Annotated in this window: 25 protein-coding genes; 15 read left to right on the top strand and 10 right to left on the bottom strand. The window is 52.8% G+C overall.

The genetic code is table 11. The features are described 5' to 3' along the window. Nucleotides 1-30 precede the first annotated feature (30 nt). The gene (locus tag OGY37_RS20385; RefSeq protein ID WP_003024276.1) at nucleotides 31-741 is read right to left on the bottom strand and encodes a DUF3053 domain-containing protein; all 711 of its coding nucleotides are present in this window, start codon (nucleotides 739-741) and stop codon (nucleotides 31-33) included. Between the two features lie 380 nt (nucleotides 742-1121). On the opposite strand from OGY37_RS20385, the gene OGY37_RS20390 reads away from it, so the two are divergent. From OGY37_RS20390 to cueP, 3 genes are all read left to right on the top strand, one after another. Further along, nucleotides 1122-1412 carry an HTH-type transcriptional regulator gene (locus OGY37_RS20390; protein WP_003827383.1) on the top strand — a complete coding sequence of 97 codons (291 nt, stop codon included), beginning with the start codon at nucleotides 1122-1124 and terminating at the stop codon, nucleotides 1410-1412. 279 nt (nucleotides 1413-1691) lie between these two features. Then, nucleotides 1692-1904, top strand: coding sequence for a transcription antiterminator/RNA stability regulator CspE (gene cspE, locus OGY37_RS20395; protein WP_000014594.1), 213 nt, complete (start codon nucleotides 1692-1694; stop codon nucleotides 1902-1904). Between the two features lie 179 nt (nucleotides 1905-2083). Beyond that, a complete protein-coding gene (gene cueP, locus OGY37_RS20400) occupies nucleotides 2084-2623 on the top strand; it encodes a copper-binding periplasmic metallochaperone CueP (protein ID WP_200920996.1) in 540 nt (179 codons plus the stop codon). Nucleotides 2624-2689: 66 nt separating this feature from the next. Here cueP and glyS read toward each other — a convergent pair whose 3' ends face one another. From glyS to OGY37_RS20415, 3 genes are all read right to left on the bottom strand, one after another. Beyond that, nucleotides 2690-4759, bottom strand: a complete 2070-nt coding sequence (glyS, locus tag OGY37_RS20405) for a glycine--tRNA ligase subunit beta (RefSeq protein ID WP_008786433.1) — start codon at nucleotides 4757-4759, stop codon at nucleotides 2690-2692. A gap of 9 nt (nucleotides 4760-4768) precedes the next feature. Next, nucleotides 4769-5680: a glycine--tRNA ligase subunit alpha gene (glyQ, locus tag OGY37_RS20410; protein WP_001168551.1), complete on the bottom strand. Its 912-nt coding sequence runs from the start codon at nucleotides 5678-5680 to the stop codon at nucleotides 4769-4771. Between the two features lie 95 nt (nucleotides 5681-5775). Then, nucleotides 5776-6084 (bottom strand): YsaB family lipoprotein, encoded by a 309-nt coding sequence (locus OGY37_RS20415; protein WP_020996059.1) that lies wholly within the window; start codon nucleotides 6082-6084, stop codon nucleotides 5776-5778. Nucleotides 6085-6256: 172 nt separating this feature from the next. On the opposite strand from OGY37_RS20415, the gene OGY37_RS20420 reads away from it, so the two are divergent. After that, nucleotides 6257-7252: an acyltransferase gene (locus OGY37_RS20420; RefSeq protein ID WP_003827371.1), complete on the top strand. Its 996-nt coding sequence runs from the start codon at nucleotides 6257-6259 to the stop codon at nucleotides 7250-7252. On the opposite strand, the gene yiaB is transcribed toward OGY37_RS20420, so the two are convergent. The 3 genes from yiaB to xylA form a co-directional block, all read right to left on the bottom strand. Further along, nucleotides 7249-7614, bottom strand: coding sequence for an inner membrane protein YiaB (gene yiaB / locus OGY37_RS20425; RefSeq protein ID WP_126317247.1), 366 nt, complete (start codon nucleotides 7612-7614; stop codon nucleotides 7249-7251). The genes OGY37_RS20420 and yiaB overlap by 4 nt on opposite strands. Before the next feature lie 167 nt (nucleotides 7615-7781). Beyond that, a complete protein-coding gene (gene xylB / locus OGY37_RS20430) occupies nucleotides 7782-9236 on the bottom strand; it encodes a xylulokinase (RefSeq protein WP_286621694.1) in 1455 nt (484 codons plus the stop codon). A gap of 71 nt (nucleotides 9237-9307) precedes the next feature. Continuing rightward, complete coding sequence (xylA, locus tag OGY37_RS20435; protein ID WP_003024252.1) at nucleotides 9308-10630, bottom strand: xylose isomerase; 1323 nt, start codon at nucleotides 10628-10630, stop codon at nucleotides 9308-9310. 361 nt (nucleotides 10631-10991) lie between these two features. On the opposite strand from xylA, the gene xylR reads away from it, so the two are divergent. Continuing rightward, the gene (gene xylR, locus OGY37_RS20440; RefSeq protein ID WP_003827365.1) at nucleotides 10992-12170 is read left to right on the top strand and encodes a D-xylose utilization transcriptional activator XylR; all 1179 of its coding nucleotides are present in this window, start codon (nucleotides 10992-10994) and stop codon (nucleotides 12168-12170) included. Nucleotides 12171-12214: 44 nt separating this feature from the next. On the opposite strand, the gene OGY37_RS20445 is transcribed toward xylR, so the two are convergent. Then, the gene (locus OGY37_RS20445) at nucleotides 12215-13039 is read right to left on the bottom strand and encodes a protein bax (protein WP_003827364.1); all 825 of its coding nucleotides are present in this window, start codon (nucleotides 13037-13039) and stop codon (nucleotides 12215-12217) included. A 316-nt stretch (nucleotides 13040-13355) separates the two neighbouring features. Here OGY37_RS20445 and malS point away from each other — a divergent pair, with 316 nt between their 5' ends. Together malS and avtA are read left to right on the top strand one after the other, a co-directional pair. Continuing rightward, on the top strand, nucleotides 13356-15386 hold the full coding sequence (gene malS, locus OGY37_RS20450; protein WP_286621695.1) for an alpha-amylase: 2031 nt from the start codon (nucleotides 13356-13358) through the stop codon (nucleotides 15384-15386). A 176-nt stretch (nucleotides 15387-15562) separates the two neighbouring features. Beyond that, complete coding sequence (gene avtA, locus OGY37_RS20455; protein ID WP_126956466.1) at nucleotides 15563-16813, top strand: valine--pyruvate transaminase; 1251 nt, start codon at nucleotides 15563-15565, stop codon at nucleotides 16811-16813. Nucleotides 16814-16847: 34 nt separating this feature from the next. On the opposite strand, the gene OGY37_RS20460 is transcribed toward avtA, so the two are convergent. Continuing rightward, the gene (locus OGY37_RS20460) at nucleotides 16848-17321 is read right to left on the bottom strand and encodes a 4Fe-4S dicluster domain-containing protein (RefSeq protein ID WP_149280778.1); all 474 of its coding nucleotides are present in this window, start codon (nucleotides 17319-17321) and stop codon (nucleotides 16848-16850) included. Between the two features lie 117 nt (nucleotides 17322-17438). Further along, entirely contained in the window at nucleotides 17439-18254 is an 816-nt protein-coding gene (yiaJ, locus tag OGY37_RS20465; RefSeq protein ID WP_003827359.1) for an IclR family transcriptional regulator YiaJ, read from the bottom strand. A gap of 217 nt (nucleotides 18255-18471) precedes the next feature. Here yiaJ and yiaK point away from each other — a divergent pair, with 217 nt between their 5' ends. From yiaK to araD, 8 genes are all read left to right on the top strand, one after another. After that, complete coding sequence (yiaK, locus tag OGY37_RS20470; protein ID WP_003827358.1) at nucleotides 18472-19470, top strand: 3-dehydro-L-gulonate 2-dehydrogenase; 999 nt, start codon at nucleotides 18472-18474, stop codon at nucleotides 19468-19470. Between the two features lie 11 nt (nucleotides 19471-19481). After that, complete coding sequence (locus tag OGY37_RS20475) at nucleotides 19482-19946, top strand: YhcH/YjgK/YiaL family protein (RefSeq protein WP_003827357.1); 465 nt, start codon at nucleotides 19482-19484, stop codon at nucleotides 19944-19946. 13 nt (nucleotides 19947-19959) lie between these two features. Then, on the top strand, nucleotides 19960-20892 hold the full coding sequence (locus OGY37_RS20480; RefSeq protein ID WP_286621696.1) for a DUF4862 family protein: 933 nt from the start codon (nucleotides 19960-19962) through the stop codon (nucleotides 20890-20892). Between the two features lie 31 nt (nucleotides 20893-20923). Then, on the top strand, nucleotides 20924-22243 hold the full coding sequence (locus OGY37_RS20485; RefSeq protein WP_286621697.1) for an MFS transporter: 1320 nt from the start codon (nucleotides 20924-20926) through the stop codon (nucleotides 22241-22243). Between the two features lie 98 nt (nucleotides 22244-22341). Next, the gene (locus OGY37_RS20490) at nucleotides 22342-23844 is read left to right on the top strand and encodes an FGGY-family carbohydrate kinase (RefSeq protein ID WP_286621698.1); all 1503 of its coding nucleotides are present in this window, start codon (nucleotides 22342-22344) and stop codon (nucleotides 23842-23844) included. Next, complete coding sequence (gene ulaD / locus OGY37_RS20495) at nucleotides 23844-24506, top strand: 3-keto-L-gulonate-6-phosphate decarboxylase UlaD (RefSeq protein ID WP_126956584.1); 663 nt, start codon at nucleotides 23844-23846, stop codon at nucleotides 24504-24506. Before OGY37_RS20490 ends, ulaD begins: the two co-directional genes overlap by 1 nt. Then, nucleotides 24499-25359, top strand: coding sequence for an L-ribulose-5-phosphate 3-epimerase (locus OGY37_RS20500; RefSeq protein WP_191235924.1), 861 nt, complete (start codon nucleotides 24499-24501; stop codon nucleotides 25357-25359). The genes ulaD and OGY37_RS20500 overlap by 8 nt, the downstream gene beginning before the upstream one ends. After that, the gene (gene araD / locus OGY37_RS20505; protein ID WP_286621699.1) at nucleotides 25353-26051 is read left to right on the top strand and encodes an L-ribulose-5-phosphate 4-epimerase; all 699 of its coding nucleotides are present in this window, start codon (nucleotides 25353-25355) and stop codon (nucleotides 26049-26051) included. The genes OGY37_RS20500 and araD overlap by 7 nt, the downstream gene beginning before the upstream one ends. Nucleotides 26052-26059 lie beyond the last annotated feature (8 nt).

Below are 26059 nucleotides of genomic sequence, written 5' to 3' on the forward strand. Positions count from 1 at the left end.
CCCGGCCTTCCATGTATTACAGCACCTTCATTACTGAGCGGCATTCACCGCAGCAGTCCAGGCCTGATTAAATGCCTGATGCTGAGCAGCCAACGGGCCAATCAGCGTATTGTACTGACTTGCCTGCTGTGACGTTGGGAACTGGATACCGTTGGCAACAAAGCTCACCTGCGTATCCTGCTGTGCCACAAAATCACCAACCTGTACCAACTGCTGCGTGAAAATTTGCGCGGCAGGGATCAGCGGCTGTAAGGCCTCTGCTGGGACAGTAACAACTTTGTTGTACACCTGATCAAAGACCGGCTTCAGATCTTCGCCCTGCTTCAGCGCGCCATGTGCAGCATCCGCCTGCAGTTTCGCATTCTGCAACTGTTGCCCTAACACGCCCAGCGCACCATTTGCCTGACGCAGCGGTTCACGCTGAGTCACATAATCCTGAGGAACACGAATCGCATTTACGCTATCAACCACCGGACGCAGACCGGAGTCCATCGCCTGATTAACCTGCTGCGAATAGCCATACAGAATCGCGTAATCGGACACAAACGGGCCAAACTGTTTTTTCTGATCGGCGGTCAGCGTTGGTAAACGCTCTCCGCTACGCATTGCAGTATTCTGCAGAAAATCGATAAACGCTTTGCGTTGATCGCCTTCTTTATCAAAACACCCACTCAGGCCAACTACCATTAAGAGCGCCAAAACAGGCGCAAACCAGCGAGAGCAGGACTTACCTGTCGCCATTTTAATACTCCTTTCACCCAAAAATGCGCACAACGACACCCGCGTGCCTGACGTTGACAAGGATAGTCCAGGTCAGCCCCGCAAGATACCCTTTCCGCGTAATCTTGTGGGGGAAAATAACCGTTCCCACCACCGTTCGTTTTGCTAAACAATGCTGCATTTACCACTCGGCGTCATATTTTAGTCATCTTTACAATCGGAATCGATCGTTCGGAGATCCCGACCTTTATCAGTTTGTTAGCCAGCAAAAGATTATCACCTGCGATCCGCTGAAACGAATCCATCACACAAACCTTAAATCCGGCTTCATTTTTTCCGACTACTCTTAATGAGCTTCGAAGAAATTCACGATCCCGCTGTGTGATTTGTAGGAGTTCTCAATGGAATACAAAGATCCTATGTTTGAACTGCTAAGCAGTCTGGAGCAGATTGTTTTTAAAGATGTATCGCAGACGGTCACTCTGCCGCAAAAAACCAACCCTTTCACCGAATTTGAACAGCTACGACGAGGGACAGGTTTAAAAACAGATGATTTTGCCCGAGTGATGGGCGTGACGGTCGCGATGGTTCATGAATGGGAGTCTAAACGCGTAAAGCCTTCCACTACCGAATTGAAGTTAATGCGCTTGATTCAGGCAGACCCTAGGTTAAGTAAGCAACTGATGGATTGAACTATTTTTCAATTTTGCTTAAGAACGGTCCTGTTACAGGGCCGTTCTCTTACGAAGGTTATCCACAAAAAAGAAAATAGTAGTTGCATCCACATGCGTAAAATGAGTTAATGCCCTCAACGGTTTGACGTACAGACCATTACAGCAGTTAGTAAGGCAAGTCCCTTCAAGAGTTATCGTTGATACCCTTCGTAGTGAGCATTTCCTTTACTGTTAAAAAATCTGTAAAGCACGCCATATCGCCGAAAGGCACACTTATTTTTTAAAAGGTAATACACTATGTCCGGTAAAATGACTGGTATCGTAAAATGGTTCAACGCTGACAAAGGTTTCGGCTTCATCACTCCTGACGATGGCTCTAAAGACGTGTTCGTACACTTCTCTGCTATCCAGAACGATGGCTACAAATCTCTGGACGAAGGTCAGAAAGTTTCCTTCACCATCGAAAGCGGCGCTAAAGGCCCGGCAGCTGGCAACGTAACCAGCCTGTAAGCTCAAAAATTCTGAATCCCTGCCAAACGGCGGGGATTTTTTTTATCTGTACTTCGCAGCACATCCCACCTAAACGCTTCTTTGCATTACTTTACCCGTCGCCCCTTTGACCTTTCCCTAAGGGCAAGCTTTATAGTGAGCCAGTCTATATTCCACAATTTTCACAAGGAATTGAAGCTATGTCGAAATCCTCACTGCTGCTGATTTTAGGTTTGCTCACCACTGGTACTGCGTTCGCGGCAACGCCGGAAGCTACTTTTCTGGCCGAACACGGACTTAGCGGGAAATCCGTCGAACAAATCGTAGAAACGATCGATCAATCACCGCAGAGTCGCCCGCTGCCGTACTCAGCGTCCATCACCAGCACCGCGTTGAAGCTCTCTTCGGGCGATCAGATTTATACCCTGCCGCTCGGTGACAAGTTCTATCTGTCGTTTGCCCCGTATGAATGGCAAACACATCCTTGCTTCAACCACAGCCTTTCTGGCTGCCAGGGCGAAATGCCGGAGAAGACATTCAATGTCAAAGTGACGGATAACAAGGGTGATGTGGTGGTACAAAAAGCGATGAAGAGCGGCCGTAATGGCTTTGTCGGGGTATGGCTACCGCGCAATATGGAAGGCACCATCGCAGTGAGCTACAACGGTAAAACGGCGAAGTATCCTATTAAGACGATGGAAGACAGCCAGACCTGTCTGACAAAATTGCAGTTGCGCTAATAACATAAAAAAATGCCGGATAAGGCGAAGCCGCCATCCGGCATTTTCTAAGTCAGCGCAGGGCCATTACTGCAGCAGAGAAATATCCGCCACGCGCAGGAACAGCTCGCGCAGTTTTTCGAGCATAGACAGACGGTTAATACGCAGATCTTTATCTTCTACGTTGACCATCACTTTCTCGAAGAACGCATCAACCGGTTCACGCAGTTCCGCCAACTCAACCAGCGCTTCCTGGTAACGACCGGCAGCGAAGACAGGCTCCAGCTTATCGCGCAGCACAACCACCTGCATTGCCAGCGCAATTTCTTCCGGCTCTTTCAGCGTCGCCGCATTCACGCGGTCATTCAGCGTCTCTTCAGACTTCGCAAGGATGTTCGATACACGCTTGTTCGCGGCAGCCAGCGCGGACGCGGCTTCCAGCGTACGGAAGTGCGAAACCGCCTTCATACGTGCGTCAAAATCAGCCGGACGAGTCGGACGACGTGCCAGTACGGCCTGAATGGTGTCGACGGTGTAACCTTCGTCCTGATACCAGGCGCGGAAGCGACCGAGCATAAAGTCGATAACGTCATCCACCACGTTGGCGTTGGTCAGCTTGTCACCATACAGACGAACCGCTTCTTCGGTCAGCGTTTGCAGATCCAGATTCAGGTTCTTCTCAACGATAATACGCAGCACACCCAGCGCAGCACGACGCAGCGCAAACGGGTCTTTGTCGCCTTTCGGATGCTGACCAATACCGAAGATACCAGCCAGGGTGTCCATCTTGTCAGCAATCGCCACGGCACAAGCTACCGGGTTCGACGGCAGATCATCACCGGCAAAACGCGGCTGATACTGTTCGTTCAGCGCCACGGCTACATCTTCCGCTTCGCCATCGTGACGCGCGTAGTGCATGCCCATCACACCCTGGGTGTCGGTGAACTCGAAGACCATGTTGGTCATCAGGTCACACTTGGACAGCAGGCCAGCACGCGTTGCGTGGTTAACATCAGCGCCAATCTGACCAGCAATCCAGCCCGCCAGAGCCTGGATACGGTCAGTCTTGTCGCGCAGCGTACCCAGTTGCTGTTGGAACAGCACGGTTTGCAGACGCGGCAGATGGTCTTCCAGACGTTTTTTACGGTCGGTATTGAAGAAGAACTCGGCATCCGCCAGGCGCGGACGAACGACTTTCTCGTTACCGGAGATAATCTGGATCGGATCTTTCGATTCGATGTTGGCAACGAAGATAAAGTTCGGCAGCAGTTTGCCGTCGTTCGCGTAAACCGGGAAGTACTTCTGGTCACCTTTCATGGTGTGTACCAGCGCTTCAGACGGAACTGCGAGGAATTTCTCTTCGAACTTCGCGGTCAGCACTACCGGCCATTCCACCAGCGAGGTGACTTCTTCCAGCAGGCTTTCGCTCAGATCAGCGTTACCGCCAATCTTACGCGCCGCTTCTTCAGCATCGGCTTTGATTTTCGCTTTACGCTCAGCGTAATCCGCAATTACTTTGCCGCGCTCACGCAGGATTTCCGGGTACTGATCGGCAGAATCGATGGTGAATTCCGGCTCGCCCATAAAGCGGTGCCCGCGGATCACGCGATCGGACTGAATGCCCAGAATCGTTGCCGGAATCACTTTGTCGCCCAGCAGCAGGGTCACGGTGTGAACCGGACGCACGAAGTGGACATCAGACGCGCCCCAGCGCATCAGTTTCGGGATAGGCAGCTTCGCCAGTGACGTGGCGATCATGTTTGGCAGCAGCGTTTCTGCGCTTTCGCCTTTTACATGCGCACGGTACAGCAGCCATTCGCCTTTGTCGGTAGTCAGACGCTCAGCCTGATCAACCGTGATGCCGCAGCCACGTGCCCAACCTTCTGCCGCTTTGCTCGGTTTGCCTTCAGCGTCAAACGCCTGGGCAATGGCCGGACCGCGTTTTTCAACTTCGCGATCGGGTTGAGATTCCGCCAGATTCGCGACTTTCAGCGCCAGACGACGCGGCGCGGCGAACCACTCAACGTTGCCGTGCGCGATGCCAGCGTTATCCAGCTCCGCGGTAAAGTTTGCAGCAAAGGACTCAGCCAGGCTGCGCAGTGCTTTTGGTGGCAGCTCTTCAGTGCCGATTTCCACCAGAAAAGTTTTCTCAGACATGGCCGCCTCTTATTTGTCTTTGTTGCACATCGGGAAGCCAAGGGCTTCACGGGAAGCGTAGTAAGCTTCTGCCACTGCTTTGGTCAGGGTGCGAATGCGCAGGATATAGCGCTGACGCTCGGTGACGGAGATGGCTTTACGCGCATCCAGCAGGTTGAAGCTATGGGCGGCTTTCAGAATACGTTCATACGCAGGCAGTGGCAGCGGATTTTCCAGCGCCAGCAGCTGCTGCGCTTCTTTCTCGTACTGCTCGAAGCAGGTGAACAGGAAGTCCACGTCGGCGTATTCGAAGTTGTAGGTGGATTGCTCCACTTCGTTCTGATGGAACACGTCGCCGTAAGTGGTTTTACCCAGCGGGCCGTCGCTCCAGACCAGGTCGTAAACGCTGTCTACGCCCTGAATGTACATGGCCAGACGTTCCAGACCGTAGGTAATTTCCCCGGTTACTGGTTTACATTCCAGACCACCAACCTGCTGGAAGTAGGTGAACTGCGTCACTTCCATGCCGTTCAGCCACACTTCCCAACCCAGACCCCAGGCACCCAGCGTCGGGTTTTCCCAGTTATCTTCCACGAAACGGATATCGTGAATGGTCGGGTCCATACCCAGCTCTTTCAGAGAACCCAGGTACAGCTCCTGAATGTTGTCCGGAGAAGGCTTAATCACTACCTGGAACTGATAGTAGTGCTGTAAGCGGTTCGGGTTTTCGCCATAGCGGCCATCGGTCGGACGACGAGAAGGCTGCACATAAGCAGTCGCCATCGGTTCCGGCCCCAGCGCACGCAGGCAGGTCATTGGGTGAGATGTTCCCGCGCCGACTTCCATGTCCAATGGTTGAACAATGGTGCAGCCCTGGCGAGCCCAGTAATCCTGTAAGGTCAGGATCAAGCCCTGGAAGGTCCTGGTATCAAACTTTTGCATATTATTTCGTGCTGGATACGTGTGGATTTAAAGGAAGCGATCAGTATACCCGCTGGCTGCAAGATATACAGTACGAAACGGGAAAAAGGGGGAACTTAGCGCATGGAAAGGTGCAAAAACTGCCCGTCTGCATCAAAAGAACAGACAAAACTCTCTTTACGGAAGGTAGAACCACGCATCTCATAGCTGCCCTGGAATTGTTCCAGGCCGGAGATATCAATTTTCTGCGCGCCAGTGTTGTAGCGTTGCGCCGCCTCATTTTTGCACAATGACTCCATATCCAGCGAACGCGTGGCACTGACCTTAACCTTTTGCGCTTTCTGCGCAGGTGCAGACGATTGTGTGTCAGCGCACGCTACCAGCAAAAGGGCAGCGATCGCGGGAAAGAAATACTTCATCATCATTTTATTACCGCCTGGTTTGCTGGTCAGTCTTATTATTAGTGTCTGGAAACAGATCCTATTTTGAGAATCTCATCAGACCATCTCAAGCTTTAGCGTAAGAACTCGGATTATTCCAGTGAGCTACGTTCGCAAAATATCGGTCAGACTTTTTTTAATGGACACAGAGGAACTGATGCAGCCCAAAATTTTCTGGATTGATAACCTGCGCGGGATAGCCTGTTTAATGGTCGTGATGATCCACACCACAACCTGGTACATCACCAATGCGCAAAGCGTCAGCCCGTTGAATTGGGATCTGGCTAACGTGCTCAATTCAGCCTCTCGCGTCAGCGTTCCGCTGTTCTTTATGATTTCGGGCTATCTGTTCTTTGGTGAGCGTAGCGCCAAACCGCGCCATTTCCTGCGCATCGCGCTTTGCATTCTGTTTTACAGCAGCGTGGCACTGGCCTATATCCTGCTGTTTACCTCGATCAACGCTGAGCTGTCGCTGAAGAACCTGCTGCAAAAGCCGGTGTTCTATCATCTGTGGTTTTTCTTCGCGATCGCCGTCATCTACCTGGTTTCTCCGCTGATACAGGTGAAAAATATCAGCGGCAAGATGCTACTGGCGCTCATGGTTGTGATTGGGGTGATTGCCAATCCCAATACCGTCTCGCAAAAAATCGGCGGCTTTGAGTGGCTCCCAGTCAACCTGTACATCAGTGGCGATACTTTCTATTACATCCTGTACGGCATGCTGGGCCGGGCGATTGGCATGATGGATACGCAAAAGCGTGCGCTCAGCTGGCTCTGTGCGACGGTATTTATTACCGCAGTATTTATTATTTCTCGTGGCACATTGCATGAACTGCGCTGGCGAGGCAATTTTGCCGATACCTGGTACCTCTACTGCGGCCCTGCGGTATTTATTTGCGCCGCCTCGCTCCTGACGCTGGTCAAAAATACGCTCAGCACACGTACTCTGCCGCTACTGGGCCTTATTTCTCGCCATTCATTGGGCATATATGGTTTTCATGCGCTGATCATTCACGCACTACGTACCAACGGAATTGAACTCAAAAACTGGCCACCGCTGGATATGCTGTGGATTTTCAGCGCCACGCTGGCGGGAAGCCTGCTGCTGTCCGTATTGTTGCAACGTATCGATACGCGCAGGCTGGTGAGTTAGGTGTCTCCAGGCAGCGCCTGATTACGCGAACGCTGCAGTAAAAATTGCCCCATTAAACAGACGAAGAATGCTGCCGGGTATAACCCTATTTCAAAGGGCGCCAACGGGGCATTCCACACCCCCACCAGCAACAACCCTATCGTGATGAGCACCACCATCTGACACACGGAAGCGAAGCGTTCATCAATTTGATTGAGATTTACTGCACGTTGATAGGCATACGTAACGAACATCCCCGTCATCAATGCCCCCAAAAAATACCCCTTGCCGCTCAGTAACGGGCATGCGCGCCATAAACCGATACTGTAAGTCAGTATGCCTGAGAGGAATAATATCCATGGCAACAGCCTGGTTGTCTTCATTGGGATCTCCTTATCCATCATGGATACAATATGAATAACCCGCTAAAGACAACACAGAAAAAAGCGACTACACAGGACTTTCAGAATACATCCATACGTATAATTTATTATTTTTGTGGATATATGCATGCGGCAAATTCCCCTCTGCTAGCCAGAGGGGAAAGTGGTCAGGACATCAGCGGTTGTAATTGCTGATAGATACGACGGAAGGTTTCTCGACGCTGTTGATAACGAGCATGACGCTCCGCGTCAGGATAATGCGCCTGCTCCAGCGTAAGCTGAGGCAGTAACTCTGATAACGACGTTTGCGGATTCATGGCAACTTGCGCCAGGCGCGCCGCGCCGAGTGCAGGGCCAACGTCACCGCCGGTACGGTAATCCAGCTGCAATCCGCTGATGTCAGATAGCATCTGACGCCAGTATTCGCTACGTGCCCCGCCGCCGATCAGCGTAATGCTGGCGGGCTGAATGCCACAGGCATGTACCACGTCCATACCGTCAGCCAGCGCAAAACCCACACCTTCCAGCACCGCCTGTGCCAGTTCTGCCGGACCATGCTGATGCGTCAGACCGAAAAATACGCCCTTGGCCTGCGGATTGTTATGCGGCGTACGCTCGCCGGACAAATAAGGTAAAAACCAGACCGGCTCCGCGTGTTCATCCGCCTGTTGCGCAGCGTCAATCAACGCAGGAACGCTCGCCAGTCCGGTTAATTTTGCCGCCCAGTCCAGACACGATGCCGCACTTAACATTACAGACATCAGATGCCATCGCTCAGGCAAAGCATGGCAAAAACTGTGAACCGCACTTTCCGGTTTGCTTAGGAAACCATCACTCACCGCAAAATAGACGCCGGATGTCCCCAGCGAAAGCATCGCCTGACCGGCATTCATCATGCCTACGCCAACCGCGCCCGCCGCGTTATCACCGCCTCCGGCAACCACCGCAACCTCCTCCATTCCCCAGGCTTTGGCGACGTCTGGCAATAAGGTTCCGGTAATCTCGCTGCCTTCATAGAGCGCAGGCATATGTGCGCGAGTCAGTTTACAGGCAGCCAGCATGACATCGCTCCAGTCACGCTTCGCGACATCCAGCCACATTGTCCCTGCCGCATCAGACATATCGCTGGCAAAATCACCGGTCATGCGCAAACGCAGGTAATCTTTCGGCAGCAGGACTTTATCAATCTGGTTGAAAATCTCCGGCTCGTGGCGTTGCACCCACAGCAGTTTTGGCGCGGTAAAGCCAGGCATCATCAGGTTGCCAGTGATCGATCGAGACTGCGGAACCTGATTCTCCAGCATCACGCACTCTTCAGCACAGCGACCGTCGTTCCATAAGATAGCCGGACGCAATACCTTCTGTTGTTCATCCAGTAGCGTCGCACCGTGCATCTGCCCGGCAATCCCCAACGCTTTCACCTTGCGGAGTGAATGCTGCTGACCCAGTGCTTTTACCGCGCGATCCGTTGCCAGCCACCACTGCTCAGGGTCTTGTTCTGACCATAACGGATGCGGGCGCGAGACGGTGAGTTTCTCCGTTTGTGAAGCCACCACATCGCCCTGCTCATTGAGCAGAATGGCCTTTACGCCTGATGTGCCAAGATCTATCCCGATATACATAAGGCATCGTTCCTTAAAGAAAGGCCCGGTAGCGCTAGCAGACCGGGCTTACGGACGTTCTCAGAGACCCGTTATTTGTCGAACAAATAATGGTTTACCAGATTTTCCAGCAATTCCTGATGACCGCTCTGGTGCACTGGCGCCAGGTTGTGTTGTTCAGCGTACTGCGCAATTTCTGTCAGCGTCATCTGGCCTTTCAGAATTTGCTGGCCCAGCTCACCATTCCAACCGGCATAACGTTTAGCCACACGCTGATCCAGGCCACCGTCTTCAATCATACGGGCCGCAATTTTCAGCGACAGTGCCATGGTATCCATCGCGCCAATATGACCATAGAACAGATCGTATTTATCGGTGCTCTGACGACGTACTTTGGCATCAAAATTCAGGCCGCCGGTGGTGAAGCCACCCGCTTTCAGGATTTCGTACATCACCAAGGCATTCTCTTCTACGCTGTTCGGGAACTGGTCGGTATCCCAGCCCAGCTGTGCATCGCCGCGGTTGGCATCGACAGAGCCAAACAGACCCAGCGCGATAGCGGTGGCGATTTCGTGATGGAACGAATGGCCTGCAAGCGTAGCGTGGTTGGCTTCAATATTCAGTTTGATCTCTTTTTCCAGACCGAACTGCTTGAGGAATCCGTACACGGTCGCCGCATCGTAGTCGTACTGGTGCTTGGTCGGTTCCTGCGGTTTCGGCTCGATAAGCAAAGTGCCCTGGAAACCAGTTTTGTGTTTGTGTTCCACGACTAATTGCATGAAACGACCAATCTGCTCACGTTCCTGACGCAGATCGGTATTCAGCAGCGTTTCATAACCTTCACGACCGCCCCACAGAACGTAGTTTTCACCACCTAACTTGTGCGTGGCATCCATGGCCGTAACCACCTGCGTGGCTGCCCAGCTGAACACTTCTGGATCTGGGTTTGTGGCCGCACCCGCACCGTAGCGTGGGTTAGTGAAGCAGTTTGCTGTACCCCACAGCAGCTTCACGCCGCTCTGTTCCTGTTTTGCCGCCAGCACATCAACCATCTGCGCAAAGTTGTTTTTGTACTCTTTCAAAGACGCACCTTCCGGCGAAACATCCACGTCATGGAAGCAGTAGTAAGGCACGTTCAGCTTGTGGAAAAACTCAAATGCCACATCCGCTTTGCGTTTCGCCAGCGCCAGAGCTTCACCAGGCTGCTGCCATGGACGATCGAAAGCGCCCATACCGAACATATCCGCCCCGTTCCAGCAGAAGGTATGCCAGTAGCAGGCAGCAAAACGCAGATGATCTTCCATGCGCTTGCCCAATACGATTTCGTCAGGGTTGTAATGGCGAAATGCGAGCGGGTTGGTGGATTGAGTGCCTTCAAAACGAACACGATCGAGTTGGTCAAAATAAGCCGGCATAATAAGCTCCATAATCAGGTAATACGGTAAGTAAACTGCGATGTAGCTATACTGGAATTTCCTGATTTATTGCTCAATTACGTTATTTCACACCGCTATTAAGAGAATACCCAAACGTGCGCTGGCTCCCAAAAAAACGCTCTGAAAAACGAAATAAAAAAGCGATCACGATCGAAGGTTAGCCAATAAACAAAAAACCGTAATGCGCAGATAAAAAATGGCAATTGTCATCCCACTGGCAGTATGTGAATTTTGCGTAGCACCAGGCAAATAAGAAATTTGTCACGCTTCATCAAGCAGTCGTACCTGCGATTTTGCTAGTATCGACAGGCCCACGTTAACCTTTCCAGGACAGGTTCTTATGTTTGATAAACGTCACCGCATCACTCTGTTATTTAATGCCAATAAAGCCTATGACCGCCAGGTGGTAGAAGGAGTGGGTGAATATTTACAGGCATCGCAATCCGAGTGGGATATATTCATTGAGGAAGATTTCCGCGCCCGTATCGATAATATTAAAGACTGGTTAGGCGACGGCGTTATTGCTGATTATGACGATGATGACATTGCACAATTACTTGCCGATGTGGAGGTTCCCATTATCGGTGTTGGAGGCTCCTACCATCTGGAGCAAGATTATCCCCCAGTACATTACATCGCCACCGATAACCACGCGTTGGTAGAAAGCGCTTTCCTGCATCTGAAAGAGAAAGGGGTTAACCGCTTTGCGTTTTATGGTCTGCCTTCTTCAAGCGGCAAACGCTGGGCCGCGGAACGTGAATATGCGTTTTGCCAGCTGGTTGCCAAAGAGAAGTACCGCGGCGTTGTCTATCAGGGGCTGGAAACCGCACCGGAAAACTGGCAGCACGCGCAAAATCGTCTGGCGGACTGGCTACAAACACTACCGCCGCAAACCGGTATTATCGCCGTTACCGACGCGCGGGCACGGCACGTCCTGCAAGTCTGCGAGCACCTGCATATTCCAGTACCGGAAAAGCTGTGTGTGATTGGGATCGACAACGAAGAACTGACCCGCTATCTGTCGCGGGTGGCGCTGTCATCCGTGGCCCAGGGAGCCAGGCAGATGGGGTATCAGGCCGCTAAACTCTTACATCGTTTACTGGCAAATGAAGAGCTGCCGCTGCAACGTACACTGGTTCCTCCGGTGCGCGTCATTGAACGCCGCTCAACCGACTACCGTTCATTAACCGATCCGGCGGTGATTCAGGCGATGCACTTTATCCGCAACCATGCCTGTAAAGGTATTAAGGTTGAACAAGTGCTGGATTCAGTGGGGATTTCTCGTTCGAATCTGGAGAAGCGTTTTAAAGAAGAGGTCGGAGAGACTATCCACGCCGTGATTCATGCCGAAAAGCTGGAAAAAGCGCGCAGCCTGTTGATTTCTACCACGCTTTCAATCAACGAAATTTCACAGATGTGCGGCTATCCGTCTCTGCAATACTTTTATTCGGTCTTTAAGAAAGAGTATGACACGACGCCCAAAGAGTATCGCGATGTGAACAGCGAAGTGTTGCTGTGAGGAATATTGCCGGATGCGGCGAAGCCGCCATCCGGCACACAGAATTACATATGCGCGGCGATTAAACGCTGGTTATCCTGATACATTGCGAACAGATAGTTGTTGTAGCTCTGTCCTTTAGTGGAATAACCCTTCAGCTTATGAATCATCGCGGTAGCGGTGACTTCCTGATCGGCTTTACGCAGCTGCGCACGTGACTTACGGAAAGAAGAGTAAGCCGGATGCGTGTTCAGGTTAATGACGTAGGCATTCACCGACTCTTTCACCGATTCAAACTGTGAGTAGCCTTTCACTTTACCCGGTGCATTGTTACAACGACCTTTGCCACATTTCATGCCAAACAGGTTGTTGTTGCTACGCGCCAGCTTCGACGTACCCCAGCCACTTTCAGCCGCAGCCATGGTTGCCACCATACTGGTCGGGATAATGTCTACGCGCTCAAGCAGCGTATTCCACGGAATTTTACGCGTGTTGCCAGACCAGTTCACCTTGTAGCGCTTCGCGATGTCTTTCATACGCGTACGCTCAGTCGGTGACCAGCGGTTCTGGTACTGTTTTGAAATCAGCCAGTTACGGTCCGCCGTAATGGCAGCATTTTGACTGGTAATATAAGGCATAACCGTCCGGAGAAACGCTTTTTTCCTTGGTGTTCCGGAAGGGTATTTTCGCAAATCAGGAAGTGAACTACTCTTTGCACTATTGCGAGAATACTCTTGTTTACTGCTTACCTGTGTATTACTTGTCTTGATTACCTGGGGCTTGTGACTCGTTGTCGCCGTGTGTGTCTTTGCCAGCACCTCACCCGAAAATGCAACGGTGAGTAACATAAGAATCATTGCCCCATATCGTCGAATGGGAGTCAATATCATTAGGTCTCCTGGTCGGATTTATACATTCCAACACCTTATATTTTTCACAAAAATGAGAGATGAATCTCAAATCATATCAAAAATAGCCGTCAAGAGCACCCAAAGGAATAGTCCAATTCTGAAACCATGTCACGCATTAACGGTTCAGGGTGCTATTAATTCGAAGAAAATGTGGAGGTTATCGCAAAATAAGTTCATTTTTTGCGCGCGATCGCTCACCCTCACTTCTCCTCCTGGCGGAATCGACTCAAAGGAGGAGTTTCCGGCCTGATTTCACTGGCAAACTGGCGAAAATTGCAGCACCAAGGACAGCATTATGAAACTTGCCGCCGTTGCGCTGGCGCTCATGCCCGGCATTGCCATCGCCTCATCATGGACTTCTCAGGGACTCCCCACCTTCGAAGCGGAAGGTACGGGTAAATTCGTCAGCCATGCAGCGTTGACGAAGGGTACGCGTCCTTTAATCCTAAATTTTGACCAACAGTGCTGGCAGCCTGCTGATGCAATAAAACTCAACCAGATGCTGTCACTAAAACCGTGTGAAGGCGCCCCGCCGCAGTGGCGCTTATTCAAAGACGGCGATTACACGCTGGAAGTGGATACCCGCTCCGGAACGCCAACGTTGATGCTCTCGGTAAAAAGCGCCGCTGACCCTGTCACGACCCAGATTCGCCAGTGCCCGAAATGGGATGGTTCGCCGTTAACACTGGATGTGAGCCAGACCTTTCCGGAAGGTGCCGTGGTACGTGATTTCTACAGCCAGCAAACGGCAACGGTAAAAAATGGGTCGATTACCCTACAGCCTGCTGCAGCCAGTAACGGACTGTTGCTGCTGGAACGGGCGGAAACTGACGCCCCAGCCGCTTTCGACTGGCATAACGCTACGGTGTACTTCGTCCTGACGGATCGCTTTGTAAATGGTGACCCGAGCAACGACCACAGCTACGGTCGGCGCAGCGATGGCATGCAGGAAATTGGCACCTTCCACGGGGGCGATTTACGCGGTCTTGCCAGCAAACTCGACTATCTGCAACAACTGGGCGTCAATGCGTTATGGATCAGCGCGCCGTTTGAGCAAATCCACGGCTGGGTCGGCGGTGGCACCAAAGGCGATTTCCCCCATTATGCTTACCACGGCTATTACACTCAGGACTGGACCACGCTCGACGCGAATATGGGTAATGAAGCTGACCTGCGTGCGCTGGTTGACGGCGCGCACCAGCGCGGCATTCGCATCCTGTTTGATGTCGTCATGAATCATACCGGCTACGCCACGCTGGCGGATATGCAGGAGTATCAGTTTGGGGCCCTGTACTTGTCGGGCGATGAACTGAAAAACACGCTCGGTGAACGCTGGACGGACTGGAAGCCAGCCGCCGGGCAAAGCTGGCACAGCTTTAATGATTACATCAACTTCAGCGATAAAGCAGGCTGGGAAAAATGGTGGGGGAAAAACTGGATCCGCACCGATATTGGCGATTACGACAATCCGGGTTTTGACGACCTGACCATGTCGCTGGCTTTCCTGCCCGATCTGAAAACCGAATCCACCACGCCTTCCGGGCTACCAAACTTTTATCAACACAAACCGGATACGCACGCTAAAGCTATTGCTGGTTACACGCCCCGCGATTATCTGACCCACTGGCTCAGCCAGTGGGTGCGTGATTACGGGATTGACGGGTTTCGGGTCGATACCGCCAAACACGTCGAACTTCCCGCCTGGCAGCAGTTAAAAACACAGGCCAGCGCGGCACTGGTTGAATGGAAGAAAGCGAACCCGGATAAAGCGCTTGATGACAAACCTTTCTGGATGACCGGCGAGGCTTGGGGTCATGGCGTGATGCAAAGCGACTATTACCGTCACGGCTTTGATGCGATGATCAATTTCGACTATCAGGAGCAGGCGGCAAAGGCCGTCGATTGTCTGGCGAGTATGGATCTCACCTGGCAACAGATGGCGGAAAAATTGCAAGATTTCAACGTTCTGAGCTATCTATCCTCGCACGATACGCGTCTGTTCCGCGAAGGTGGAGATAAAGCTGCCGAGCTATTGCTGCTGGCGCCAGGCGCGGTACAACTCTTTTACGGCGACGAGTCGGCCCGGCCCTTTGGACCAACAGGTTCAGACCCATTGCAGGGTACGCGCTCAGAAATGAACTGGCAGGATGTTACCGGGGAATCTGCTGCCAGCGTCGCTCACTGGCAACGCATCAGTCAGTTCCGGGCCAGACATCCCGCCATCGGTGCCGGTAAACAGACCACGCTGACATTGAAGCAGGGATACGGATTTATCCGCGAGCATGGCGACGATAAGGTGATGGTGGTGTGGGCCGGTCAGCCCTGATCCCAACAGGCTTCTCGCTGTGCATACAGCGGGAAGCTCAACACAAAATAAAAAACCAGCCAGGTAAACATCTGCAGCATAAAACATCAATCCAGCCCCTCCCCCCTGATTTGCACCCTGCCATAGGTAGCGCTATGGTTAGCCACTTTACTACTCAGTTCGACAGACCCCCTGCTATGACATTCTCACTTTTTGGCGACAAATTTACCCGCCATTCAGGCATCACCCGCCTGATGGAGGACCTCAACGACGGTTTACGCACCCCAGGCGCCATCATGCTCGGCGGTGGTAATCCGGCGCAAATTCCAGAGATGCAAAATTACTTCCAGTCTCTGCTGACAGATATGCTGGAAAACGGCAAAGCCACTGATGCGCTTTGCAATTATGACGGTCCGCAAGGGAAAACCGAGCTACTGTCTGAACTGGCGAAACTGCTACGTGAGAAGCAGGGTTGGGATATCGAACCACAAAATATTGCACTGACAAATGGCAGTCAGAGCGCGTTTTTCTACTTATTCAATCTGTTCGCCGGACGCCGCGCTGACGGAACAACGCAAAAAGTGTTATTCCCGTTAGCGCCGGAATACATTGGCTATGCCGATTCCGGGCTGGAAGAGGATCTCTTTGTCTCCGCACGTCCGAACATCGAACTGTTACCGGAAGGCCAGTTTAAGTATCACGTTGATTTTGAACACCTGCACATCGGTGAAGAGACGGGGATGATCTGCGTGTCGCGCCCCACTAACCCGACAGGCAACGTGATCACCGACGACGAGCTGATGAAGCTGGACCGGCTGGCCAACCAGCATGGGATCCCACTGGTGATTGATAACGCCTATGGCGTACCGTTCCCCGGCATCATTTTTAGCGAAGCGCGTCCGCTGTGGAACCCCAACATTGTGCTGTGCATGAGCCTTTCCAAGCTGGGTCTGCCAGGCTCCCGCTGCGGCATCATTATCGCAAATGAAAAAATCATCACTGCGATTACCAATATGAACGGCATCATCAGCCTGGCTCCTGGCGGAATGGGTCCGGCAATGATGTGTGAGATGATTAAACGTAACGATCTGCTGCGCCTGTCCGAAACGGTTATCAAGCCGTTTTACTATCAGCGCGTTCAGGAGACGATTGCGATTATTCGCCGCTACTTGTCAGAAGATCGCTGCCTGATTCATAAACCAGAAGGGGCTATTTTCCTGTGGTTATGGTTCAAAGATTTGCCTATCACTACCGAACTGTTGTATCAGCGTCTGAAAGCGCGCGGCGTGCTGATGGTTCCTGGTGACTACTTCTTCCCAGGTCTGGATAAACCCTGGCCGCATACCCATCAGTGCATGCGGATGAACTACGTACCAGAACCTGAGAAAATCGAAGCTGGCGTGAAGATTCTGGCTGAAGAGATCGAACGCGCCTGGCTGGAAGGCTAACGCAAACCCGACCCAGGTGTGGGTCGGGCTCACTTCACAGCGGCTGTGAACGCAGGCGCTGGCGCTGAATACTGACGGCATCAACACACTGCAACGCGCTGGTCGGGCAGGCTTCGACACACGCTGGCCCCGTCTCGCGATGCCAGCACAAATCGCATTTTATCGCCTGCACCCGCGACGAACGGGCGACGACATTCATTGCCCCAAACGGGCAGGCCAGCATACAGCTTTTACAACCAATACAACGTGCCTGTTCAACGAAGATATGCCCATGTTCACGACGAATGGCGTGAGTTGGACAAACATTCGCACAGGGAGCGTCTTCGCATTGATGGCAGGCGACCGCCGTGGTAAAGGCGTCGTCTTTGATTACCCGAATCCGCGGGATAAACGCAGAAGAAGAGACCGACGCACAGTCCTGGTTTTGCTGATGCGCGACGACACAGGCAACTTCACAGGTACGACATCCAATACATTTTGCCGCATCCGCCATAATAAACGCGTTCATTGCCCCCTCCTTCTGCGTGAAAACCACAGAGTGCCAGAGAGACCGCCCCTGACGCTTTGATCGGACAGGGGAAACGGTTAAATAGTGTCAGGTGCCTGAACGACGCCTGGCATGTGCCTAATCGCGAACGGTAAAACCCAGCTCATTTGAAATGGCCTGCGCGGTTTCCCGTAGCGGCTTGAGTAGATTTTTTTCCCCTATCTGCTTAAGTCGCGAGGTAGAGAGTGAAATTGACACTGCGTACGGCACCCGACCATGAATATCAAACACCGGCACGGCAATACAGGAAACGCCCAATTCGTTCTCTTCCCGATCCATCGCCATACTGCTTTCGCGGATCTGCGCCAATTCGTCGTACATCGCCGGTAAACCGGTAATGGTATTGCGGGTCAGCGGCTGAATCAGATCCTGATGGCTCTCCCAGTAAGATTTCACATAATCCGCATGCCCAAACGCCATGTAAATTTTACCCATCGCGGAGCAATACAGTGGCATATGTTGACCGATATAAGCGCGAGTACGCAGCATGCCCGTCGTCGGTTCCAGCTTATAAATCAGAATCGCGTGGTCATCTTCACGGCTGGAGAAGTTGATTGTTTCACCAGTAGCAATATTCAACGCTTCGAGGTGCGGAGCGGCAACATGGATGATATTCAGTGACGACAGCGCCTTCTGCCCAACGGCGATAAATTTGGTGGTCAGCCTATAGCTACCCGCAGCAGGTGCAGGCGTGACATATCCGCAGGACTGCAGCCCTTGCAGGAGTCGATGCACAGTACTTTTGTTCAGCCCGGCCAGTTCAGACAGATGGGCCAATGGGCACCCATTCGGATAGTTACTCAGAATCTCAATCAACATCAAACCACGGAACAGGCTCTGACTTCCGGCTGGCCTCTCTTTGTCTTGCGTCATTTCACTCTCTTTTGTGCCCATCGCTTCCGCTCCCCTTTTCGTCGCGCTCTGATGGTAGCGCAAAGTGTGTTTCAGTTCACGATCTGAACCGAAAAAACACAACTATTTGATTTTGATGATTTTAAAAAATAGACCACCCCGTTGATCTGTCAAAATTTGATCGCTATATTTGAAATCAGATTTCGCATAGTGAAATTTAGAGATAAAAAAGCGATCAAATTTAAACAAGGAAACAGGAATGAAAGTCACTTTTGAGCAGTTGAAAGATGCGTTCAATCGGGTACTGCTGGCACGCGGTATTGCCGTTGAAACCGCCGATGCCTGTGCCGAAATGTTTGCGCGCACTACCGAGTCCGGCGTTTATTCGCACGGTGTGAATCGTTTTCCTCGTTTTATTCAGCAATTGGATAACGGCGACATCATTCCTGAGGCCAAACCGCAACGCATTACCAGCCTGGGGGCGATTGAACAATGGGATGCTCAGCGTTCGATCGGCAATCTGACGGCGAAAAAGATGATGGACAGAGCCATTGAGCTGGCCTCCGATCACGGTATTGGCCTGGTCGCACTGCGTAACGCCAACCACTGGATGCGCGGCGGCAGCTATGGCTGGCAGGCGGCGGAGAAAGGTTACATCGGTATCTGCTGGACTAACTCGATTGCTGTCATGCCGCCGTGGGGTTCGAAAGAGTGCCGCATTGGCACTAACCCACTGATCGTCGCGATCCCCTCATCGCCAATCACCATGGTTGATATGTCGATGTCGATGTTCTCCTACGGCATGTTGGAAGTGAATCGCCTGGCCGGTCGCGAACTGCCGGTAGATGGTGGCTTTGATGATGAAGGCAATCTCACCAAAGAGCCGGGCGTTATAGAAAAAAACCGTCGCATATTGCCAATGGGTTACTGGAAAGGTTCAGGTCTGTCGATTGTGCTGGATATGATTGCCACTCTGCTTTCTGATGGCTCTTCCGTTGCGGAAGTCACCCAGGATAATAGCGATGAATATGGCGTTTCACAGATATTTATCGCCATTGAAGTGGATAAGCTGATTGATGGCGCCACCCGTGATGCCAAGCTACAGCGGATTATGGATTTCATCACCACCGCCGAACGCGCAGATGAAAACACGCCTGTCCGTCTGCCGGGCCACGAGTTTACAAAGCTACTGGAAGAAAATCGCCGGAACGGTATCACCGTTGACGACAGCGTCTGGGCAAAAATTCAGGCCCTGTAAGGAGCAACACCATGATCTTCGGACATATTGCTCAACCTAACCCATGCCATTTGCCTGCTGCGATTGAAAGGGCGCTCGACTTTCTGCGCACCGCAGATTTTCGCAAACTGGAGCCGGGCGTGGTGGAGATCGACGGTAAAAATATCTTCGCGCAAATTATTGATTTAACCACGCGTGACGTTGCCGAAAATCGTCCTGAGGTGCATCGCCGCTATCTGGATATTCAGTTTCTGGCCTGGGGTGAAGAGAAAATCGGGATCGCCATTGATACCGGGAATAACCAAATCAGTGAATCGTTATTAGAACAGCGCGATATTATTTTTTATCACGCCAGCGAACATGAATCTTTCATTGAAATGATTCCGGGAAGTTACGCCATATTCTTCCCGCAGGATGTTCATCGTCCAGCATGTCATAAAACTGTCGCCACGCCGATCCGCAAAATAGTCGTGAAGGTTGCTATTTCAGTTTTATAAAAGGAGCACAAAAATGAAAGCTAACACTACCGGTTATATTATCGGTGCGTACCCTTGTGCACCCTCATTTCACCAAAAGGGTGAAGAGGAAGAGAAGGAATTCTGGCGACAGCTCTCCGATACAGCGGATATTCGCGGACTGGAGCAGCCCTGCCTTGAAAATCTGCATCCGTTAGGCGACGAATGGTTGTTACGCCATACGCCGGGCGACTGGCAAATCGTGGTCACGGCTATTATGGAAACCATGCGCCGTCGCGGTACTAATGGTGGCTTCGGGTTGGCTTCCAGCGACGAAGAACAGCGTAAAGCCTGCGTGGCGTATTACCGTCATCTGCAGCAGAAAATCAACCATATCAATGCGGCCAACGGCGGAAAAGTAATCGCGCTGGAGCTGCATGCGGCCCCACTAGCAGGCAACCCGAACGTCGATCAGGCCACCGACGCGTTTGCTCGTTCACTGAAAGAAATTACCCGCTGGGACTGGTCCTGCGATCTGGTGCTGGAACATTGCGATGCCATGACAGGTCCCGCGCCACGCAAAGGCTTTTTACCGTTAGACAACGTGCTGGACGCGATAACCGGATATGGCATCAGCGTGTGCATTAACTGGGCGCGCTCGGCCATTGAAGGACGGAACCTCACTCTACCGCTGACCCACACGCAGCAGGCCAAACGGGCTGGGAAACTGGGCGCACTGATGTTCTCCGGCACCACGCTTACGGGGGAATACGGCGAGTGGCAGGACTTACATGCACCGTTTGCCCCTTTCTGTCCAGAAGGCCTGATGACCACGGAGCATGCCCGCGAATTATTCGCCTGCGCAGGAGCCGATCCATTGCAATTTTCTGGCATTAAATTGCTGGAAATAAACGCCAGTGCAGATGTGAACCATCGTGTAGCGATATTGCGCGACGGTATCGCCGCATTAAATAAAGCAAAACTATAAAAATAAAATACTACTCTACGAGAATATTAATATGAACATGACCTCTCGCCCTACACTTCAAGACATACCCCGTCAGCGCTGGCTACGGATTATTCCACCTATTCTCATCGCCTGTATTATTTCTTATATGGACCGCGTCAATATCGCATTCGCGATGCCCGGCGGAATGGATGAGGAATTAGGTATTTCCGCCACCATGGCCGGTCTGGCCGGCGGTATTTTCTTTATCGGCTATCTATTTTTGCAGGTTCCCGGCGGAAAAATTGCCGTTCACGGCAGCGGCAAGAAATTTATCGGCTGGTCCTTGGTTGCCTGGGCGGTCATTTCCGTTCTGACGGGCTTAATCACAAATCAGTATCAACTGCTGGTTTTGCGCTTCTTACTCGGCGTTGCCGAAGGCGGCATGCTGCCGGTCGTGCTGACGATGATCAGTAACTGGTTCCCCGATGCAGAACGCGGTCGCGCCAATGCGATTGTGATTATGTTTGTGCCGATTGCCGGGATCATCACCGCCCCGCTCTCGGGTTGGATCATTACCGTTCTCGACTGGCGTTGGCTGTTTATCATTGAAGGTTTATTGTCTGTCGTCGTCCTGGTGCTGTGGGCCTATACCGTTTACGACCGTCCACAGGAAGCGCGCTGGATCTCTGAGGCCGAGAAAAATTACCTCGTTGAGACGCTGGCCGCCGAGCAAAAAGCCATTGCCGGAACCGAAGTCAAAAATGCCTCTCTGAGTGCAGTGCTGTCCGATAAAACCATGTGGCAGCTAATCGCGCTGAACTTCTTCTATCAGACCGGGATTTACGGTTACACCCTGTGGCTGCCGACCATCCTCAAAGAGTTGACGCACAGCAGCATGGGACAGGTCGGCATGCTCGCCATTCTGCCATACGTCGGCGCAATTGCCGGGATGTTCCTGTTCTCTTCACTCTCTGACCGCACCGGTAAACGCAAGCTGTTCGTCTGCCTGCCGCTGATTGGCTTCGCCTTGTGCATGTTCCTCTCTGTGGCGCTGAAAAATAACGTCTGGCTGGCTTATGCCGCGCTGGTCGGCTGCGGATTCTTCCTGCAATCGGCTGCGGGCGTGTTTTGGACTATTCCGGCGCGTTTGTTCAGCGCAGAAATGGCAGGTGGCGCACGTGGGGTCATCAACGCTCTCGGCAACCTCGGTGGCTTCTGCGGCCCTTACGCGGTCGGCGTTCTCATCACCCTGTACAGCAAAGATGCGGGCGTTTACTGCCTGGCCATTTCACTGGCTCTGGCCGCGCTGATGGCGCTGCTGCTGCCAGCGAAATGCGATGCCGGCGTCGCGCCGCTAAAGACGCTGAATCCACATAAACGTACAGCTTAAAACAATGCCCGGTGGCGCTTCGCTTACCGGGCCTACAGCTAGCAACCGTCCCAGGTCGGATAAGCGCAGCGCCATCCGGCAAAAATGAGATAACAAAGATGAGTGAGAAAGCGACCTTCTGGCTGGGTATTGATTGCGGCGGTACATATCTGAAAGCAGGTTTGTATGATGCCAAAGGTCATGAACAGGGAATTAACCGGCAATCGCTGCAGACAATATCGCCATTACCAGGTTACGCCGAACGCGATATGCACCAACTGTGGCAACAGTGCGTCGCGACCATTGCCGGGCTGTTAAAGCGTACAGGCGTGTGCGGTGAGCAAATCAAAGGCGTCGGCATATCTGCTCAGGGCAAAGGTCTGTTCCTTCTCGATAAGCAAGATAAGCCGCTAGGCAATGCCATTCTCTCTTCTGACCGACGCGCGATGGACATCGTTCAGCGCTGGCAGCAGGATGGGATCCCTGAGCAGCTCTACCCGGTCACCCGCCAGACATTGTGGACCGGGCATCCGGCATCGCTCCTGCGCTGGGTGAAAGAGAACTCCCCTCAGCGCTACGCGCAAATTGGAAGCGTCATGATGGGTCATGACTACCTGCGTTGGTGCTTAACCGGCGTCAAAGGCTGCGAAGAGAGCAATATCTCCGAGTCGAACCTCTACAACATGACCACGGGTCAGTACGACCCGAGGCTGACCCAGTGGCTGGGCATCAGTGAAATCGACAATGCCCTGCCCCCCATCATTGGTTCAGCAGAAATATGCGGGGAAATCACCGCTCAGACAGCCGCCATCACCGGTCTGGCGGCGGGTACCCCCGTCGTCGGCGGACTGTTTGATGTGGTTTCCACCGCACTCTGCGCCGGTATCGAAGATGAACGCACCCTCAACGCGGTGATGGGTACCTGGGCCGTCACCAGCGGGATCGCTCACGGCCTGCGCGACCACGAGCCCCATCCCTATGTTTATGGTCGCTATGTAAATGACGGGCAGTACATTGTTCATGAAGCCAGTCCGACCTCCTCCGGCAATCTGGAATGGTTTACCGCCCAGTGGGGCGAACTCTCTTTTGATGAGATTAATCAGGCCGTTGCCAGCTTACCGAAAGCCGGTAGCGCGCTTTTCTTTCTGCCCTTTTTGTACGGCAGCAACGCCGGGCTGGAGATGACCAGCGGCTTTTATGGCATGCAGGCTATACACACTCGTGCCCACTTATTACAGGCCATCTACGAAGGCGTTGTTTTCAGCCACATGACCCACCTGAACCGCATGCGCGAACGTTTTACACAGGCACATACCCTGCGCGTCACCGGAGGTCCGGCCCACTCCGACATCTGGATGCAAATGCTGGCAGACGTCAGCGGCTTACGTATCGAGCTGCCGCAGATTGAAGAGACCGGTTGCTTTGGCGCAGCGCTTGCCGCCCGCGTAGGCACCGGCGTTTATCACAATTTCAGCGAAGCGCAGCGTAGCTTACAGCACCCGGTGCGCACACTGCTGCCAGACGCCGCCGCGCATGCGATCTACCAGCGTAAATACCGCCAATACCAGAATTTAATTACCGCACTACAGGGCTATCACGCCCGCATTAAGGAGCACGAATGATGAGTCGACCATTACTGCAACTGGCGCTCGACCACACCAACCTGCAGGCGGCCCAACACGATGTCGCACTGCTACAAGAGAGCGTCGATATCGTTGAGGCAGGGACGATTCTCTGCTTAACCGAAGGCCTGGCTGCCGTGAAAGCGCTGCGTACTCAGTGTCCAAATAAAATCATCGTTGCCGACTGGAAGGTGGCCGATGCGGGTGAAACCCTCGCACAGCAAGCATTTGGCGCTGGCGCTAACTGGATGACCATCATCTGCGCTGCCCCACTGGCGACGGTGGAGAAAGGCCATGGCGTCGCGCAGTCCTGCGGCGGCGAAATTCAGATGGAACTGTTCGGCAACTGGACGCTGGATGATGCCCGTGACTGGTATCGCGTTGGGGTTCGCCAGGCAATTTACCATCGTGGCCGCGATGCTCAGGCCAGCGGACAACAATGGGGAGAAGCGGATCTGGCGCGCATGAAAGCGCTTTCCGATATCGGTCTGGAGTTGTCGATTACCGGCGGGATTACGCCCGCCGACCTGCCGCTGTTTCGCGATATCAACGTTAAAGCCTTTATCGCCGGACGCGCGCTGGCTGGGGCGCAAAACCCAACGCAGGTTGCCGCTGAATTCCATGCGCAAATCGACGCCATCTGGGGAGCACAGTATGCGTAATCATCCGTTAGGTATCTATGAAAAAGCGCTGGCGAAAGACCTCTCCTGGCCGGAGCGTCTGGTGCTGGCGAAAAGCTGTGGTTTTGATTTCGTCGAGATGTCGGTGGATGAAACCGATGAACGCCTGTCGCGTCTCGACTGGAGCCCTGCTCAGCGTGCATCGTTGGTGAGTGCGATGCTGGAAACCGGCGTGGCAATCCCCTCAATGTGCCTGTCCGCCCACCGCCGTTTTCCGTTTGGCAGCCGCGATGAATCAGTCCGTATTCGGGCACGCGACATCATGACCAAAGCCATTCGTCTCGCGCGCGATTTGGGTATCCGCACTATTCAACTGGCAGGTTACGACGTCTATTACGAGGAACATGACGAAGGTACGCAGCAGCGCTTTGCCGAAGGGCTGGCATGGGCAGTCGAGCAAGCCGCCGCCGCGCAGGTCATGCTGGCGGTAGAAATCATGGATACCGCTTTTATGAACTCAATTAGCAAGTGGAAAAAGTGGGATGAAATGCTGTCATCGCCGTGGTTCACCGTCTATCCGGACGTGGGCAACCTCAGCGCATGGGGTAATGACGTCACTGCCGAATTGACGCTGGGCATCGACCGTATCGCCGCTATCCACCTGAAAGACACGCTGCCGGTAACCGAAACCCATCCGGGCCAGTTTCGCGATGTCCCTTTTGGCGAAGGGTGCGTGGACTTTGTTGGTATCTTCAAAACGCTGCATGAGCTGAACTATCGCGGGTCGTTTCTGATTGAAATGTGGACTGAAAAAGCGAATGAGCCGGTACTGGAAATTATCCAGGCACGACGCTGGATAGAAGCACGTATGCAGGAAGGAGGATTTTCATGTTAGAACAACTGAAAGCCGAGGTGCTGGCGGCCAATCTGGCGCTTCCGGCTCATGGTTTAGTCACCTTTACCTGGGGTAACGTCAGCGCTGTGGATGAAACGCGTAAGCTGATGGTGATTAAGCCGTCCGGCGTGGAATATGACGTGATGACCGCCAACGATATGGTGGTGGTGGATATTGCAAGCGGCGACGTGGTTGAAGGCAGTAAAAAACCCTCATCTGACACGCCAACCCATCTGGCGCTGTACCGTCGCTACCCTGAGATCGGTGGAATCGTCCATACTCACTCACGCCACGCGACGATCTGGTCGCAGGCGGGTCTTGATCTCCCGGCATGGGGCACCACGCATGCCGATTATTTCTATGGTTCTATTCCGTGTACCCGGCTGATGACCGTTGAAGAGATCAATGGCGAATATGAATATCAAACCGGTGAGGTGATCATTCAGACCTTTGAGCAACGGGACCTGAACCCGATGCAAGTTCCGGCAGTGTTAGTGCATTCACACGGTCCGTTTGCCTGGGGTAAAGATGCCGCAGACGCCGTACATAACGCCGTGGTGCTCGAAGAGTGCGCCTACATGGGGCTGTTCTCGCGCCAGTTGGCTCCGCAGTTGCCGGATATGCAGCCTGAGTTGCTGGATAAACATTATCTGCGCAAACACGGTGTGAATGCGTATTACGGGCAAAACTAACGTCCGGC

It is taken from the genome of Citrobacter sp. Cpo030, from assembly GCF_030333005.1.
GTDB lineage: Bacteria > Pseudomonadota > Gammaproteobacteria > Enterobacterales > Enterobacteriaceae > Citrobacter > Citrobacter portucalensis.